Origin of the sequence: Enterococcus sp. AZ048, from assembly GCF_051715125.1 — a bacterium.
Lineage (GTDB): Bacteria > Bacillota > Bacilli > Lactobacillales > Enterococcaceae > Enterococcus_A > Enterococcus_A gilvus.
Genome location: NZ_JBIOTD010000002.1, coordinates 267,309 through 281,920 on the forward strand (window position 1 = coordinate 267,309; position 14,612 = coordinate 281,920).

A 14,612-nucleotide genomic window follows, 5' to 3' on the forward strand; every position below is an offset into this window, starting at 1 on the left:
AAGGGGACCGACCTATTATGGAAAATGTAAAAAAGCTTGGCTTTATCGACATTGTGTCACTCTCGTTTGCTGCGGTTTTTTCTCTTGAATTGATCGCTTCGCAAGCGTCGATGGGACCGTCATTGATTTTCTGTTTTATTGTTCTCGGCGTTACGTTCTTCCTTTCCCATGGTCTGATCTGCGCAGAGCTTGGCTCCACGTATCCGGATCAAGGCGGGATCTATGTTTGGATCAAGCGTGCCTACGGAGATCGATGGGCGGCGCGGACGACGTGGTGGTACTGGATCAATGTGGCGGGTTTTATCCCGTCGACCTTAGTAGTCATGGGTTCGATCCTGCAAATGCTGTTCTTCCCGAATTTGTCTGTGTGGGGCATGGTCGTTTTCTGTATCGTGTGCACGTGGTTTATCGTAGCCTTCAACTGTATCGATTTGCAAGATGCCAAGTGGCTAACGATGCTCAGCACGATCTGCAAATTGATCGCTTGTCTTGCGTTGATCGTTGGTGCCGTGATGACGCTCACTTCGAAAGGATCGCAAACAGAGTTTTCACTGAAAGCCATCATTCCCAGCTTTGATTTGAGCTTCTTTTCGTTGGTTCCGGTGTACGTATATGCGCTAACGGGGTACGACTTGATTAGCTGCTCTGCCGGCGAAATGGAAAATCCCAGCAAGAATGTACCCAAAGCGGTATTTTCTAGCGGTATCTGTACGATCATCCTGTATATCATCGCAGCTGTCGCGATGTTGATCATTTTGCCCGTTGATCAAATTGATCCAGACTCCGGGCTGTTCACGGCCTTTGGGGAAGTGTTCGGCACCCAAGTAATGATCGGAGTAGCGATCATTTCTTTCATCGCGTTCCTAGGCTATATTTTCAGTTGGGCATTAGGTGGAAATAAAGCAGCGTTGGAGGCAGGACTCGAAGGAGAGCTGCCAAAAATCTTTGCGAAAACCAATAAGGTACACGCGCCCATCGGTTCAGCGATCCTGCTGGGGCTGTCTTCGACTGGGTTGCTTGTCTTTTACGGCCTGATCGCCTCCAGCAATGCCAACTTATTCTGGACCTTGCTTTCCTTTACTTCGATCATTTTCTTCCTGCCCTATATCATCTTGTCTTTTGCGTTTATTACGCTGCGGAAAAAAGATCCGACAATCGAACGTCCCTTCCGAATTCCTGGCGGCGATGGGGTAGGGAAATTAGTCGCAGGCGTGCAATTTGTCTTCTTTGCCTTTAGCACGATCTTCTTCTTTTTACCGCCAGAAGGAGAAAATCCTGTTTCCTATGTCTTGTTCTTAGTAGTGGGGGTAGGCTTAGCGGTTGCCGTCGGAGAATGGCTGATCGATAAATCTATCAAAGAACGCTCCTTGAGAGAAGCAGAATTAAGTGAATAAATAACCCTATAGAAATCAGCTAAGCACTCTGATTTCTATAGGGTTTTATTTGTAGAGATAGGTCAGCCATTCCGAGTCTTTTCTGCGCGTGTCAAATGGGAGATAACCGTTGTATTTATAGAGATAGTCTATTTTCCAGCCGCCTGTCTGGGTCCTTTTCTCGTTAATCAATTCCAATAAATCCGTTGCACGGGGATCCTTCAGCCGATGACTCTTTTGAAGGATGTAATGCAGATCGGTTAATGACAGCGCATAGTTTTGCGGAAACATACTTTCTGTGATATGAGGACTGATCGGTTGTCCATTTGATAATCTGCGGAATAGCTTGTGTTGAAGCATGTAGTCAATGCCTTTTTGCAGCATTTCATTAACTTTTTTATCAGAAGCATCGACTTTGTCTTGATAGGTCAATAAGGCGCGTAAGGATTTTCCGATGCCGATGTAGCAAGGGACTGTTTTCATACACCCGCCAAATTTGCAGATGCCTTTGTGTAGCCAAGTCGTTTTTTGCTGACGATCAAAGACCTGATAATTCTTGATCCAATTCAATGCGTGCTGCGCTTCCTTTGAGTTTCCTAGATTCAGACGACAATACGCTTCCAGCAGCATCGCGTTATAGCAGGGAACGATTTCTTCCATTTTCCCTGTGTAAGCAAAGCCTTCTGAAGTTGCTAGATGTGAGTTGACAAATCGAATCAACTCTTGAGTGAGGGGTATTTTTTCAGCGAAGGGAATCTCAGCCAAGCCTACTAGCACAAAAATTTTTCCCAACGGAGATAGGTTGGTTAGCTCTGTATATTTTTTGACAATCTCCGACTGTTCTAAATAATCCAACGGTTCGTTAATTGTTTCTCCCCGTTCGACTTTTATTCGCAATTCCAGTGCACGATCCACTCTCGATTCCTCCTTTTACTCTCATTATCGCAAATTGACGAGCAATTAAAAAGGTTTGCTTGAAAACGGTTCATTTTAGCGGTGCAATTTACCGCTGAAACCTGTATGCTTAAAGTAGAAAAGCAAACAAAGAAAGCAGGTGGGTACATGAAAAAACATAAATTAGAGGACAGGATCGCAACAATACATTTCGATTCTGGATTGCAATTTCGAATCGATTTTTTACCAGAAAATCAGTTGCGTTGGACTTCGATTCGCGAAGAAGATGCAGGGGCGACGGCTATCGAAACGATTCACGTTGAAGAATATCCGGGTGGGATTTTTTCAATTGATTGGGTGGAAGAGGACGGGTTATGTGTTTCTTATACTATGGATACGTCGAATCATTACGTGAAAAGCTTCATGACCTTCACGGATGAAGCGTATCGTGGCGGACGAAGACCGTTTGTTCATGAAGGACCTTTTCAGCTAATCTTAGAAAATGGCGAACCCGATCTGGCACCGCTGCAAAACTAAAACTATAATATCAAATCCGATCAGTCATCCAGATGATCGGATTTTTTAGCGGCGGAGTGGCTCGTGGTAAAAAAATACACCGATCCCTGATAGCAAGATAGGTGTATTTAGTCTGGATTTAGCTATTTTTTAGGAGTAATTCTTCGATTTCTACTAGTTTAATTTCTTTGAAGAACTGATTTACTTGCTCAGTGCTAATGGTTCCATTCGTTTCAAATAGTGAATTAGAAATTCCGCATGCCATCGCATACCTGATGGCATCCTCAATCGAATAGCCGTTACTGATGGCAAAAGCCATGCCGCCAACTGTAGAATCGCCACAACCAGTGGTATTGACAATATCGACTTTTGGAATTCTTACATCATAAACTGTTGATTCATGCTTAACGATCGCACCATCACCACCTTGAGAGATCATAATCGTTTCAATGTTATCGAAAAGAGGCTCATGCAAAAGAACCACAATCTCTTCAGGTGTTTGTATTTTTCTGCCTACCAATTCTTCTAATTCATGTGTATTTGGTTTAATAAAAGTCGGACGAACGGATTGTTGTACTAAAACATTTTCCAATTGTTCACCAGAAATATCCATCAAGATTGGGAAGCTTTTTCCAACAATCGAACGAATAAAGTCTAATAAATGGAGATGGAACTTCGCATCGTCTGAATTAACTGAGCCGGAAATGCATATCGTATCTATCTTGTATTTTTTTAAAAGATGAGCAATGTGCTGAAAAAAGAGCGCCTCATTTTCTTTGGAAAGGTAAAGTCCTTTTTCCACCAATTCGGTGTGCGTATTCCCATCGTGCATGATAGTGATCGCATTTCGGGAATTGCCTTCTACAGAAAGAAATTCTAAGTGGTAGCGATTTTCAGCATTCAAGGTATCTAAAATCATTTTTCCAACAGGACCTCCCAGAATACCTGTCAATACCACGCCTTCACCGGACTGAGCAATGACTCTGCCAGCATTGATGCCTTTTCCTCCAATAGAAGTATGAGGATTTTCTACACGGTTCACTTGGTCCAAGATCAATGAAGAAACAAGATAATTGTAATCCATGGACGGATTTAGAGTAATTGTCAAAATCATTCCTGTTCCTCCTTGATGATTTCTGTAAATGAACGGTAGTAGTCAAACGTCGTATCTGACAGCTTATCATCGGTAACTAAATAATCTACGTCAGATAACGAATAGAAGGTATAAACATCAGATCGATTAAATTTTGAACTGTCTGCTACGACACATTTTTTTTGAGAGTGCTTAAAGGCAACCCGCTGAATGGAACCTTCGATGGGATTTGCTGTAGTTACATTGTTATCAAAGACTCCATTTGTCGCAGCAAAGGCAATATCAATGTTTAAATTGTCGAAGCTTTTTTCCGCAATTTCACCATAAAATTCCTCCGTCGTACGAGAAAATTCGCCCCCCGACAATAGCACGCGATAATCCGTGTTATAAATCAAATAATTAAACGCCAGCAAACTATTTGTAATCACAAATAAGTTTGCTTTTTTTATTTCGGGCAATGCATGCAGCATCGTTGTCCCAGCACCGATATAAATCGTGTCATTATCTGAAATGATACTATTCATGACTTTTCCAATAAATTTTTTCTCTGATACATTGGTGTCTATTTTTTCCTGAGTAGAGAGTTCTTGCTCAATTTTTTCTAATTTTTGTGCACCGCCATAAATTTTTACTAATAAAGATTGTTCTGCGAGTTCATTGATATCTCTCCGAATAGTCATGTCGGAGACGTTTAAATTTGAAGATATTTCTGGAATGGACAGGTAGTCATTCATCTGCAACAAATCCAATATTTTTTCTTGCCGTTCCTTTTTTAACATAAAATCACCCCGTATAAGTAAGCTCTTACAATAGACCGTAAGTCTAACGGCCATGTCTATACATTAATTAATAGCATTTAAGCAGAGAAAAAGCAAGGATAAGATGTTCACATATGTTAAACTTTGTTAATAAAAATAATTGTATTTAATGAAAGGCTTTGTTTAACAAAAATAAAAAGAAAAGAAAGCGTTGACAAACGTTTTTTAGCGTTGTATATTTACATTGTAAAACACATCTTAACAAACAATAACAAAATATTTCAACATATGTTGAGAAGGAGTGAAGCGTTCGTGTGTTACAAAGAGATGTTTGATCAACGGCTGATTTCTCTTGAAATAGAGGGAGAGAATGAGGAAAAAGTTTTCGAGAATGTTGCGGCACATTTAGAGAAATTGGGATTTGTGAATGAAGGGTACTTGAATGGAATTACTGCAAGAGAAAGACAATTTCCTACAGGGCTGATTACTCAGCATCTGAACATAGCGTTGCCGCATTCTGATCCGGAGTATGTAGACAAACCGTTTGTTTACATAGCCAGGTTAAAAGATGAGGTAACTGTTAAACAAATGGGAGACAGCCAGAATATGGGGGTAAAAAACTTATTTTTCCTTGGTATCAAAGATCCTAAAGGGCAAGTGGGATTACTTCAAGCGTTTATGGAATTATTTATGAAAGAAGAATTTGTTGCAGCATTCATGCAGGAACAAGAAGAAGAGAAAATTTACCAAATGTTTGTACAAAATATTTAACTAAAAATGAATGGATAGAAGACGGAGGGAATTAGAATGAAAAGAAGATTAATTGTTGCATGTGGAAGCGGCGTGGCCACCAGCCAAACAATCGCTAGTAAGATTGCCGGATTATTGGAAGATGATGGGATTGATTTCCCGGTAGAAGCAGTGGACTACAAATCGATTCAAAATGAGCTGCCCTCTACAGGAATCTATGTTTATGTGGCTCAACCTGATGAGGAAGTGCTGGAGAAGGCAGAAGAACTGGGTGTGAAGGTCTTTCCAGGAATTCCATTTTTAACAGGAATGGGTTCCGATCAGATTTATGAAGATATTAAATCATTAGTTGAATAGGAAATAAAAATACGAATTAAGAAAGAAGTGGAAAACGTGCAAATATTTCAGGACATTATTAATTATATTTTAGGGTTAGGTTCAGCTATCTTTGTTCCATTGATTATTTTGCTTTTAGGGTTAATTGCTGGAATGAAAGTCAAAAAAGCATTTATGTCCGCGATTACTTTAGGTATCGCTTTTACGGGTATGTCAATGGTCATTGGGTTCATGTCCAATGCGGTAAGTCCCGCATCTGAAGCATTAGCGAAAAATACTGGACTCAATTTACCCGCGTTGGATCTAGGCTGGACGGGCGCGGCCAGCATCACGTGGTCTTGGTCCTATGCGTTTGTTTTCTTCGCAGTTGTACTTGGCGTGAATTTTGTCATGTTGATTTTGAATTGGACCAAGACATTGAATGTCGATATGTGGAATGTTTGGGGAAAAGCCTTAACGGCCTACCTGGTTTACTTTATCAGCGGTAGTTTGTTGGCGGGGTTCGCAACAGCGATCGTTCAAGTTATTTTAGAATTAAAAATGGGCGATATGTTCCAACGTCATATCGAAGATTTAACGGGCATTCCTTTGGTAACGGTTACGCACTTGATGAATATTTCCGCAGTATTACTGTTGCCGATCAATGTGGTTATGGACAAGATACCATTCTTCAATAAACGTTCAGATACAAAGGCATTGAAGAAAAAAATCGGTGTTTTCTCAGAGAATTCAGTCATGGGCTTTATCATTGGCTTGGGTCTTGGATTGGCCGCAGCGTATGGGGTATCGGGCTCGTTGAATTTGGCAATTCAAATCGCGACTGCTATGGCATTGTTCCCAATGATCTCGAAAATGTTTATGCAATCTCTTTCTCCATTAGCAGATGCTATGTCTGAAATGATGAAAAAACGTTTCAAAGATCGTGAAGTATACATCGGATTAGACTGGCCGGTTCTTGCAGGTCGTTCTGAAATTTGGGTGACTGCCATTCTTTTAGTTCCTGTCTTCATTGGTTATGCGATTATTTTACCTGGAAACACCGTGTTGCCTTTAGCAGGGATTATCAATTACTCGATCGCCGTTGGAGGATTGCTGTTAACGGGTGGTAATCTTGTCAGAATGCTGATCATGGGTGTTATCTCTATGCCGATCTATCTTTATGCTGCCACTTATTTGACACCAATCCTAACTGGTTTGGCAGATAAAACTGGGGCAGTCGAAGGGATCAAGAAAGGTCAGCAAATTACATGGTCTTCCATTGAAGGGCCAGAGTTTAGAATTCTATTTGCAGAAGCGTTTAAAGGAAACATTTTGGGAATTGTTGGTGCAGTCATTTTTATTGCGATGTTCGTATGGTTGTACAAATACATGAATAAAGCAAAGGTTCCTAGCCAAAGGTACGAGGAATTAGCAGATAAAAAGGTTAAAGGGATGAAAGTCGCCGGATAGCAGGAAGAATGAAAGGGTAGGTAAAGTGAATGACTAACAAAGAAGAAAATAAAGAAAAAACAAAATGGCTACTCATTTTATTTCTTGCGATCATCAGCTTTATCGTAGCCTTCATGACCCAGCAACTGGTGTTCAATATAGTCGCTATCGGGCTATCAATCTGTGTTTATAAATATGGCAATCCAATACTTTTCAAGGAATATGATGCACGCAGAAAGAAAAAATATGAAGAAGCGATGCAAGTAAGGAATGCTGCACAAGAAGCAATTACTAGTAAAAAACTATTTAAAAAATAAAAAAGGTGGTCTCGACTATGTCAGATGGACGAATGATTTTTGAGAGAGAGCGTGAAGATTTGGCGCGTATCGTCAAATTAATTTTTGCGCGAAAGAATACTAACGTTGCTGGGGGAAACTTTTCATTTAAAACAACAGATCGAAATGGAAAAGAATATATAATTATGACTCCAACAATGATGTCAGAAGCTTACTTAGGAGAAGTTTCATCAGCGCAAATTCTAGTCGTAGAACCGCACACGCGAAAAGTTATTGATGGCGTTGGGAATCTAACGAGGGAAATCAATTTGCATGAAGCGGTTTATGACACGAATCCTGAAATCAAAGCGGTACTACACGCTCACGCACCGAACGCAATGTTTTGGGCAACGTCTGGTTTAGATATGCCGAATTTAACAGAAGCTACACAAAAAATCGGATACGTGCCAGTGCTTGACTTCGAACCGAATTGCTCACCGGAGCTTGCCGAATTAGTCTCTAATTATATGAAAAAAGAAGAATTAACGCTTCCTAACATGTTGTTGCTGAACAGTCATGGGGTATTGATCAGCGCACCAGGAGAAACAGGAATAGAAGCAATTCATAAAGCGCTGCAAATTCTTGATACAGTAGAATGGAACGCTGAGATTGCCTATAAACAAACGATTTTCCAATCCTTAGGCCTACTAGATGGATACTATTCAAAAGGCAAACAAGTTGGCACATTAGAAGACTTGAAGGCTCATGCACCTATCTACAATCGTCAAGAGATATTTGCGGGTGGGGATTAACATTAAAATAGAGACTAGAGCTTATCAGCTCTGGTCTTTTTTTAATGATAAATTCCTTGCTAGTTGGCCTTGATAAATTAATATATAAGGTTGAGAGCCATTCTTTTTGCCATGCTTGATATTCTAAAGATTTCTGAAATTGATTCACGAAAAAAGAATCTAAAATTAGTAAGGATATATCAGGTTTTATTCGTTATAATAGTGCATAATAACGTATAAAAGAATCGGTATGATTAAATTCCAACCATTCACCAAAGAACAAACGCGGATTTCGTCTATTTTGTTGTTCTTTCTACCCATTCCAGTCAGTGATGGAGTTGGTTTCATAGCAAGCTTACTGGAAGCGAAAAACCGATTATTTTATTAGGTATCGAGTAGGGTACGAATCGTACATTTTTTTAAATTTGATAAGTTAAGTAGGAAAAGAGGCACTGATATGTTAAAAGAGGATCGATTCCAAGCAATCATGTCATTATTAGAGACGAGCGGAACTGTTCGGGTCAGCGATATTATGGAAAAATTGTCGGTTTCTGATATGACTGTGCGGCGTGATTTAGATGAATTAGAAAAGCAGGGGCTGTTGGAACGGGTTCATGGCGGGGCCAAACTGAAGGATTTTTATCGTCATGTAGAGCTTTCTCATACGGAAAAGCAAATCATGCTGCAAGAGGAAAAGCAGCGGATCGTGAAAAAAGCCAATGAGTTGATCAATGATGGAGATACGATTTTTCTTGGTCCGGGCACAACGATCGAGCTGTTATCGGAAATCATTACGGCGGATTCGTTACGGATCGTTACGAATTGTTTGCCGGTGTTTGAAGAGCTGAATAAGCATAAGGGCAACCGAAAAACGTATTTGTTGGGCGGTGAGATGCGGGAAACGACGCAGTGCTTTGTTGGTGAAATTACGAATAAATCATTGAATGATATGAATTTCCATAAGGCATTCTTTAGCTGCAATGCGTTAAATGAACAAAAAATCATGACCTCTACTTTTGAAGAAGGGCAAACGCAGCAGATTGCTCTTAATAATTCGATCGAGCGTTTCTTATTGATCGATAGTTCAAAGATCGGTAAACGGGATTTTTCTGTTTATTATAGTTTGAACGACGTCACAGCGGTGATCACAGATAAAGATGAACAGAAGCATTATGAGAAGATCGAAAAAGAAGAGAAATACCTTGTCTAAGTTTTTTGAACAATCCTAAGCTGGAGGCTCTGAAAAGAGCTTTCAGTTTTTTTATATCTTCAGAAATAGCGAATTCCACGAACATTTACCCATTTTGAATATTTTCGATAAAAAGATAGAGTTATTTTTAGCGGAATTATGAGGTAAAATAGAGGGGTAGATTTTTTCGTAAATCAAAAATCGTGTGCGAACAAGAAGGAGAGGAAACATATGCCAACCAAGCCAGTGACTCAACGAACCCTTTTTACCATGGGGAAGGACAATCTCGAAAAACGTATTCTAAAATCTTACGAGGATTCGCAAGACGCGGATACCGTTCTTCAGTATCTCGTCGCTGTGCTGATTCGTCATTGCTTGTGTGTCAGTGACTTTTCTGGTATTTGTCGCGATCTTGTTAAAGAGATCCTGCTAGCTTCAGAGCCGACAGAGGTGTTGCGTAAATTGGCACCTCTTTTTCATGATGCCTTCAAAGGCGGCAAGGAGTGGGAGCAAGTGATTCATCGCCTGTATAAAAATAAAAAAGAGTATCACCGATATAACAATCGTTTGAGTGACTGTAAGAAATATTTGTTTGATCAAACAACGCCAGTTGAGGATTTGATGGGGCAACAGTATAAAATTGTTTCGACTTTTGAGGATGCTGTTGGGAAGAGTCACACGTGGAGTTTAAGGGATGTCGATCCGAATTTATCTACGATGAAATTGGATGCGGTAATGGAGCTGTTGTCTTCTTTAACGATTTTTGAAAAAGAGGATATTCGACGGTTTGTGAAGTTGGAAAACGCGGAGATCGCTAATTGTACGCGTCAAATATTGGTGAAAAAAGGAGAGCATGTGTCAGCCTCTGCCCAGATCGCAGTTGTTCCAGCAGAACAGGCGGAAATGACCTTACATGGAATGAGCGAAGAGGAGAGAGTGGCGTTTGTTGCCAGTCTGTTACCAGAAGGGGTCGTTTTGACAGACACCCGCGAGTCTGAGGGGCAGGACACAGAAGTCGTAGACGAAGTAATTTCAGAGGACTCACACCAAGCTGTGGCCTCGGCGGAAAAGGCAGCAGCGCCCGCTGGATCGGTGCAAGCAAAGGAAAGCAGTAATCAATATGTAACCCAAAAGCAATCGACATCTACAGAAAAAGAGACTCTCGGACCGCCGGAAAAGAAAAACGGGACTAAAAAGAAGGGAAAGAAAAAGGACCGTAAACGAAAGCGCAGAAAATAATGTTAAATTGGCTTCCTTGAGATAGGAAAAACATTTCTTTTTCAGGGGTTATTTTGCTTGTCCTAAACGAGAATAATGAAATAGCCGTTGAATTCTTTTTTAGAATTCAACGGCTTCTTTTGCGTGATGCAACCTTTTTCTATTTTGCTTCCGCAGCGTAGGCGACGTTGCCTTTTGCAGCGGCTGGTGCAGCTTTTTGTTCTTTTTCCGCAGCATAAGCGGCATTGCGTTTCTTCATTTGGCGTGCGTACCAGATAAAGATCAATAGATAAGCAGCTAATGCCAATGCAGCATAGATGACAAATTCGATTTGTCCTTGCGAAGCGTTACCAACTAAGTAGCCCAAGAATTTTTCGATGGGACCTTCCATTGTTGTATGAGAGATTAAGGCAGAGTCGCTCAATCCTGCAGGGAAAGCACCAACGGCTTTTGCTGTTTGAGTAACGAATGGAGCGATCAATGTACCTGACCACAAGAACAGCGGCAATTCGATGGCACCGATAACGATCATACGGATCAATTTTCCGCGGGTCACGACCAACAAGGCTGGAGTGACACCCATTGCGATGATCCCGCCTAAAGGCAATAATTTGTTTCCTGGTAAAATGATCGCTTCTAATAACATGATCGGTGCTAATACGTTTGCGGCAGCCCAAATTTCTGCGCGGCCGGCTAAGAAAGGCCAGTCCAAACCAATGTTGATCGTACGACCTTTAAGACGTTTGTTGGCAAAGTCTGTGATTCCTTGAGAGAGTGGTTCGACCGCGGCGATAAACCATGCGCCGATCAGAGAGAACAACTCTAAACAGACGGCAGCAGTAAAGGCCAATGAAAAGATTTGTGTAGGAGTTTGTCCGGCTAACAGCCCAACGAAGATCCCCAAGTAAATCCCGATCGCAAATTTAGATCCCCAGAAGCCGATCTTGCTGTTCAATTTGGCAGCATCGAAATCGTACTTGTCTAACCAAGGGAAGACTTTGTCAAAAATTTTATCAAAGACCATGATGACTGGATTCATCATGTAGTTCATGTGTGTCGTGGTCATCGGGTTGCTGTCTGGTGCATTCAACAGGTCATTGAAGGTTGGTTTCATCAAGTCGGAGTTCCAAATTTTCAACACACCGATGAAGATGACTAAAACAGTCGCAACGAACAAGTTCGCGCCAGAGAAGATAGCGAACAATCCTACGATCGCTAAATGCCAAATATCAAAAATGTCGACATCCAACGTGTTTGTTTTTTTCATCGCCAACATAATGATGTTGACTACGACCATTACTAATAAGAAGTAAAGGGTGTAGGGTGAGCCCCAAGTGATCGTTGCTAATGGCGCCCAGCCGACATCTGTGATGTTTAATGAAATTCCTGTACGTTCAACAAAAGCGGTCATTGCGTCTGAGAAGGCCGTCGTTAAAATACCAATAATAGCTCCGATACCGGTCAAAGCGATCCCTAATTTGATCCCGCCTTCTAGGGCACGGGTAGGTTTTACTTTGAAGAATAAAGCGATAACAGTCAATACGATGGTCATTAATGGTGCCGCCCCTAAGTTGATTAGAGGAGTAAATAGTTGATTGGCGATATCAATAATTGTACTCATTAGCTTTTCCTTTCTTGGTGCTGACTAAATGAATTTTTTTGATTTCTCTGAGTCTGACTTTACGAATGAGCAGCGGCTCTTATAAGAGGCCTCATTCATTCGTAAAGTCTGTCATTTTTTATTTGTTTAAAGATTGGATAGCGCTTTCCATATTTTCGTAAACAGGTTCAGCCATTGCCGGGATACGATAGAGGATGGCACCTGCATCGATGATCGGGATGTTCACATTGAATCCTAAGTCAGTATTGGCGATCTGCGCAAAAATATCGTAGTTAGAAAGCATTTCTTCATTGATGTCTTTGATCATGACCGCGTCACAAGTTACTTGGTAGCCGCGATTGCTCAATTCGGTTTCTAAAGCGCTCTTGATTTGATGACTTGAATTTACCCCTGCGCCACATGCTGCTAAAATTTTGATCATTCGTATTCTCTCCTTAAAAGATTATTTTTTCTCCTGCACTTAGGCAGAAACTTCCATAGTAAAGTGTTTCTCTAAAAACTGATAAATGTCCTCGGTGTCTTCAAGTTCGAAAAACGAACAAAGGTCCTTTTTATCCACTGAATTAATGAAATCCATGATGTCTGCCAGCATTCCTGCTTGGGCTTCGCCACTTTCATTCAAGATCATAAATAGAAAATGAACGGAAATTTGATCACTGGGCGAAATCATATTATGAAACGTAATCGCTTGTTTCAATTTGATCGGAATGATTCGCGTGGTTCGCACATAGTCACTTTCCGTATGGGGAATCGCGATATCTGGCAACAGCTCCGATACAGGGGATAGGTCCAAGCCTGTCGGGTAATTTCGTTCGCGTTCTAATAAACTTCCCAAGAAATCATCAGTAACTAATTGTTTGCTTAATAGATCTAAGTAAACTTCCTCAAAAACTTCTTCTTGTGTGGCCTTTCCCGAAACATAGGTCGTTTCTTTGAAAAAAAGCTTTTTCAAACAGAACAGCTCCTCTCTAAGTTTGTTTGTGTTTGTTTATACGTTGAGTATAATCGCTTACATCGCCTTTGTCAACATAAAACAAAAATAAATAAACATATTTGTGTTGATTAATGTTTGATAATGTTTTATTATAAGTGTGTGGAGGGACAACATATGCTGAAAACGGAGCGTCAACAATCAATCTTGGCTATGTGCGATCGCTATGGGACGATCACCGTGAAGTTTATTCAAGAGGTATTAGCTGTTTCTGATATGACGATTCGACGGGATCTCGAGGAGCTTTCGCAGAAGAAACAACTGCTGCGGATTCACGGTGGGGCACAACGAATCAACAGTCTGGAAGAAGAGCGTCTTTCTTCTATAGAAACAAATGAACTTTCCCATAACGAAAAGAAAAAGCTGCATACCGAGGAGAAGGAATACATCGCCAAGCATGCGGCCGCGTATATCAACAAAGAGGATGACACGATCTTTCTCGGATCGGGAACCACGATTGAGTTGATGACGCAATATATAGAACCGTCTTCATTGCGGATCGTGACGAATAGTTTGCCGGTTTTTAACCTATTAAGTGAAGCAAACAGGTTTGAATTGTATTTGATCGGTGGACTCTATCGAGAAAAGACAGGGGCCTTTGTTGGATCGATCGCGAATGAGGCTGTCCAGAAAATCGGAATCAAAAAGGCGTTTGTCGGGGTCAATGGTCTTAAGGGCACGGAGGTTTCCAATTTCAGTATTGAGGAAGGGACCTTGCAGAAAATAGTTTTAGACAATGCCGCCGTTAAATGTTTGGTTTCCGATGCCAACAAATTTGATCGCAGTGATTTTTACAATTTTTATGACCTGCGAAAGATCGATGCACTATTTACGGATGCTACTCTTTCAGCCGAGCTGAAGAGTTATTATCAACAATACACAGAGATCATTCAATAACAAATGATTGAAACAATCATAAGGAGGAAATAGCAATGCGTGTAGTAATTGGTTCAGACAGTGATGGCATGAGATTGAAGGAAGTGATCAAGAAAGACTTGATCGACAAGGGAATAACCGTAGTAGACAAAAGTGAGACCGCTTCGGAGGATTTCGTTGAATCGACGTTGGCGGTGGCTAACGATTTGAACGAAAACGAAGGAAGTCTGGGGGTAGCGATCGATGGCTACGGTGCCGGCAGCTTTATCACGGCAGTGAAGGTCAAAGGGATGGTGGCCGCGGAAGTTTCTGATGAACGCAGCGCTTATATGACCCGCGAGCACAATAATTCTCGCATGATCACACTTGGTTCAGAGATCGTCGGAGATGAATTGGCCTTAAATATCGTTCGAGAATTTCTTCAAGCGAATTATGATGGCGGCCGTCATCAAGTCCGGGTAGATATGCTGAATAAAATGGCGTAATAAAAAAACGAGAAGGGA

General features: G+C 41.1%; 17 protein-coding genes. 11 read left to right on the plus strand and 6 right to left on the minus strand.

Translation table 11 applies throughout. The annotated features are described in order from the left end of the window. Positions 1-17: 17 nt before the first annotated feature. Positions 18-1,394: an APC family permease gene (locus IGI66_RS15180; protein WP_114525576.1), complete on the plus strand. Its 1,377-nt coding sequence runs from the start codon at positions 18-20 to the stop codon at positions 1,392-1,394. Positions 1,395-1,439: 45 nt separating this feature from the next. On the opposite strand, the gene IGI66_RS15185 is transcribed toward IGI66_RS15180, so the two are convergent. Next, positions 1,440-2,288 (minus strand): hypothetical protein, encoded by an 849-nt coding sequence (locus IGI66_RS15185; RefSeq protein ID WP_438849461.1) that lies wholly within the window; start codon positions 2,286-2,288, stop codon positions 1,440-1,442. Positions 2,289-2,435: 147 nt separating this feature from the next. Here IGI66_RS15185 and IGI66_RS15190 point away from each other — a divergent pair, with 147 nt between their 5' ends. Then, positions 2,436-2,804 carry a MoaF-related domain-containing protein gene (locus tag IGI66_RS15190; protein WP_438849462.1) on the plus strand — a complete coding sequence of 123 codons (369 nt, stop codon included), beginning with the start codon at positions 2,436-2,438 and terminating at the stop codon, positions 2,802-2,804. 118 nt (positions 2,805-2,922) lie between these two features. On the opposite strand, the gene IGI66_RS15195 is transcribed toward IGI66_RS15190, so the two are convergent. Further along, entirely contained in the window at positions 2,923-3,897 is a 975-nt protein-coding gene (locus IGI66_RS15195; protein WP_431379102.1) for a 1-phosphofructokinase family hexose kinase, read from the minus strand. Beyond that, on the minus strand, positions 3,894-4,655 hold the full coding sequence (locus tag IGI66_RS15200; protein ID WP_438849463.1) for a DeoR/GlpR family DNA-binding transcription regulator: 762 nt from the start codon (positions 4,653-4,655) through the stop codon (positions 3,894-3,896). The genes IGI66_RS15195 and IGI66_RS15200 overlap by 4 nt, the downstream gene beginning before the upstream one ends. Positions 4,656-4,946: 291 nt before the next feature. Here IGI66_RS15200 and IGI66_RS15205 point away from each other — a divergent pair, with 291 nt between their 5' ends. The 7 genes from IGI66_RS15205 to IGI66_RS15235 all read left to right on the plus strand — a co-directional run bounded on the left by IGI66_RS15205 (position 4,947) and on the right by IGI66_RS15235 (position 10,642). Beyond that, positions 4,947-5,405 carry a PTS sugar transporter subunit IIA gene (locus IGI66_RS15205; protein WP_114525573.1) on the plus strand — a complete coding sequence of 153 codons (459 nt, stop codon included), beginning with the start codon at positions 4,947-4,949 and terminating at the stop codon, positions 5,403-5,405. Between the two features lie 36 nt (positions 5,406-5,441). Continuing rightward, positions 5,442-5,741 carry a PTS sugar transporter subunit IIB gene (locus tag IGI66_RS15210; protein ID WP_010779177.1) on the plus strand — a complete coding sequence of 100 codons (300 nt, stop codon included), beginning with the start codon at positions 5,442-5,444 and terminating at the stop codon, positions 5,739-5,741. A gap of 36 nt (positions 5,742-5,777) precedes the next feature. After that, positions 5,778-7,169 carry a PTS galactitol transporter subunit IIC gene (locus tag IGI66_RS15215; protein ID WP_438849464.1) on the plus strand — a complete coding sequence of 464 codons (1,392 nt, stop codon included), beginning with the start codon at positions 5,778-5,780 and terminating at the stop codon, positions 7,167-7,169. Between the two features lie 29 nt (positions 7,170-7,198). After that, entirely contained in the window at positions 7,199-7,465 is a 267-nt protein-coding gene (locus tag IGI66_RS15220) for a hypothetical protein (protein ID WP_010779179.1), read from the plus strand. 17 nt (positions 7,466-7,482) lie between these two features. After that, positions 7,483-8,235 carry a class II aldolase/adducin family protein gene (locus tag IGI66_RS15225; protein ID WP_438849465.1) on the plus strand — a complete coding sequence of 251 codons (753 nt, stop codon included), beginning with the start codon at positions 7,483-7,485 and terminating at the stop codon, positions 8,233-8,235. Positions 8,236-8,671: 436 nt separating this feature from the next. Beyond that, entirely contained in the window at positions 8,672-9,424 is a 753-nt protein-coding gene (locus tag IGI66_RS15230; protein ID WP_010779181.1) for a DeoR/GlpR family DNA-binding transcription regulator, read from the plus strand. A gap of 210 nt (positions 9,425-9,634) precedes the next feature. Next, positions 9,635-10,642 carry a glycosyltransferase family 1 protein gene (locus IGI66_RS15235; protein ID WP_438849466.1) on the plus strand — a complete coding sequence of 336 codons (1,008 nt, stop codon included), beginning with the start codon at positions 9,635-9,637 and terminating at the stop codon, positions 10,640-10,642. A 139-nt stretch (positions 10,643-10,781) separates the two neighbouring features. Here IGI66_RS15235 and IGI66_RS15240 read toward each other — a convergent pair whose 3' ends face one another. The 3 genes from IGI66_RS15240 to IGI66_RS15250 all read right to left on the minus strand — a co-directional run bounded on the left by IGI66_RS15240 (position 10,782) and on the right by IGI66_RS15250 (position 13,194). Next, on the minus strand, positions 10,782-12,242 hold the full coding sequence (locus IGI66_RS15240; protein ID WP_086304992.1) for a PTS galactitol transporter subunit IIC: 1,461 nt from the start codon (positions 12,240-12,242) through the stop codon (positions 10,782-10,784). Positions 12,243-12,360: 118 nt separating this feature from the next. Next, positions 12,361-12,663, minus strand: coding sequence for a PTS sugar transporter subunit IIB (locus tag IGI66_RS15245; protein WP_010779184.1), 303 nt, complete (start codon positions 12,661-12,663; stop codon positions 12,361-12,363). A gap of 39 nt (positions 12,664-12,702) precedes the next feature. Further along, a complete protein-coding gene (locus IGI66_RS15250; RefSeq protein ID WP_438849467.1) occupies positions 12,703-13,194 on the minus strand; it encodes a PTS sugar transporter subunit IIA in 492 nt (163 codons plus the stop codon). Positions 13,195-13,350: 156 nt separating this feature from the next. Here IGI66_RS15250 and IGI66_RS15255 point away from each other — a divergent pair, with 156 nt between their 5' ends. Beyond that, positions 13,351-14,130: a DeoR/GlpR family DNA-binding transcription regulator gene (locus tag IGI66_RS15255; protein ID WP_431378475.1), complete on the plus strand. Its 780-nt coding sequence runs from the start codon at positions 13,351-13,353 to the stop codon at positions 14,128-14,130. 35 nt (positions 14,131-14,165) lie between these two features. Continuing rightward, positions 14,166-14,594, plus strand: coding sequence for a galactose-6-phosphate isomerase subunit LacA (gene lacA / locus IGI66_RS15260; protein ID WP_086304986.1), 429 nt, complete (start codon positions 14,166-14,168; stop codon positions 14,592-14,594). The last annotated feature ends 18 nt before the right edge of the window (positions 14,595-14,612 follow it).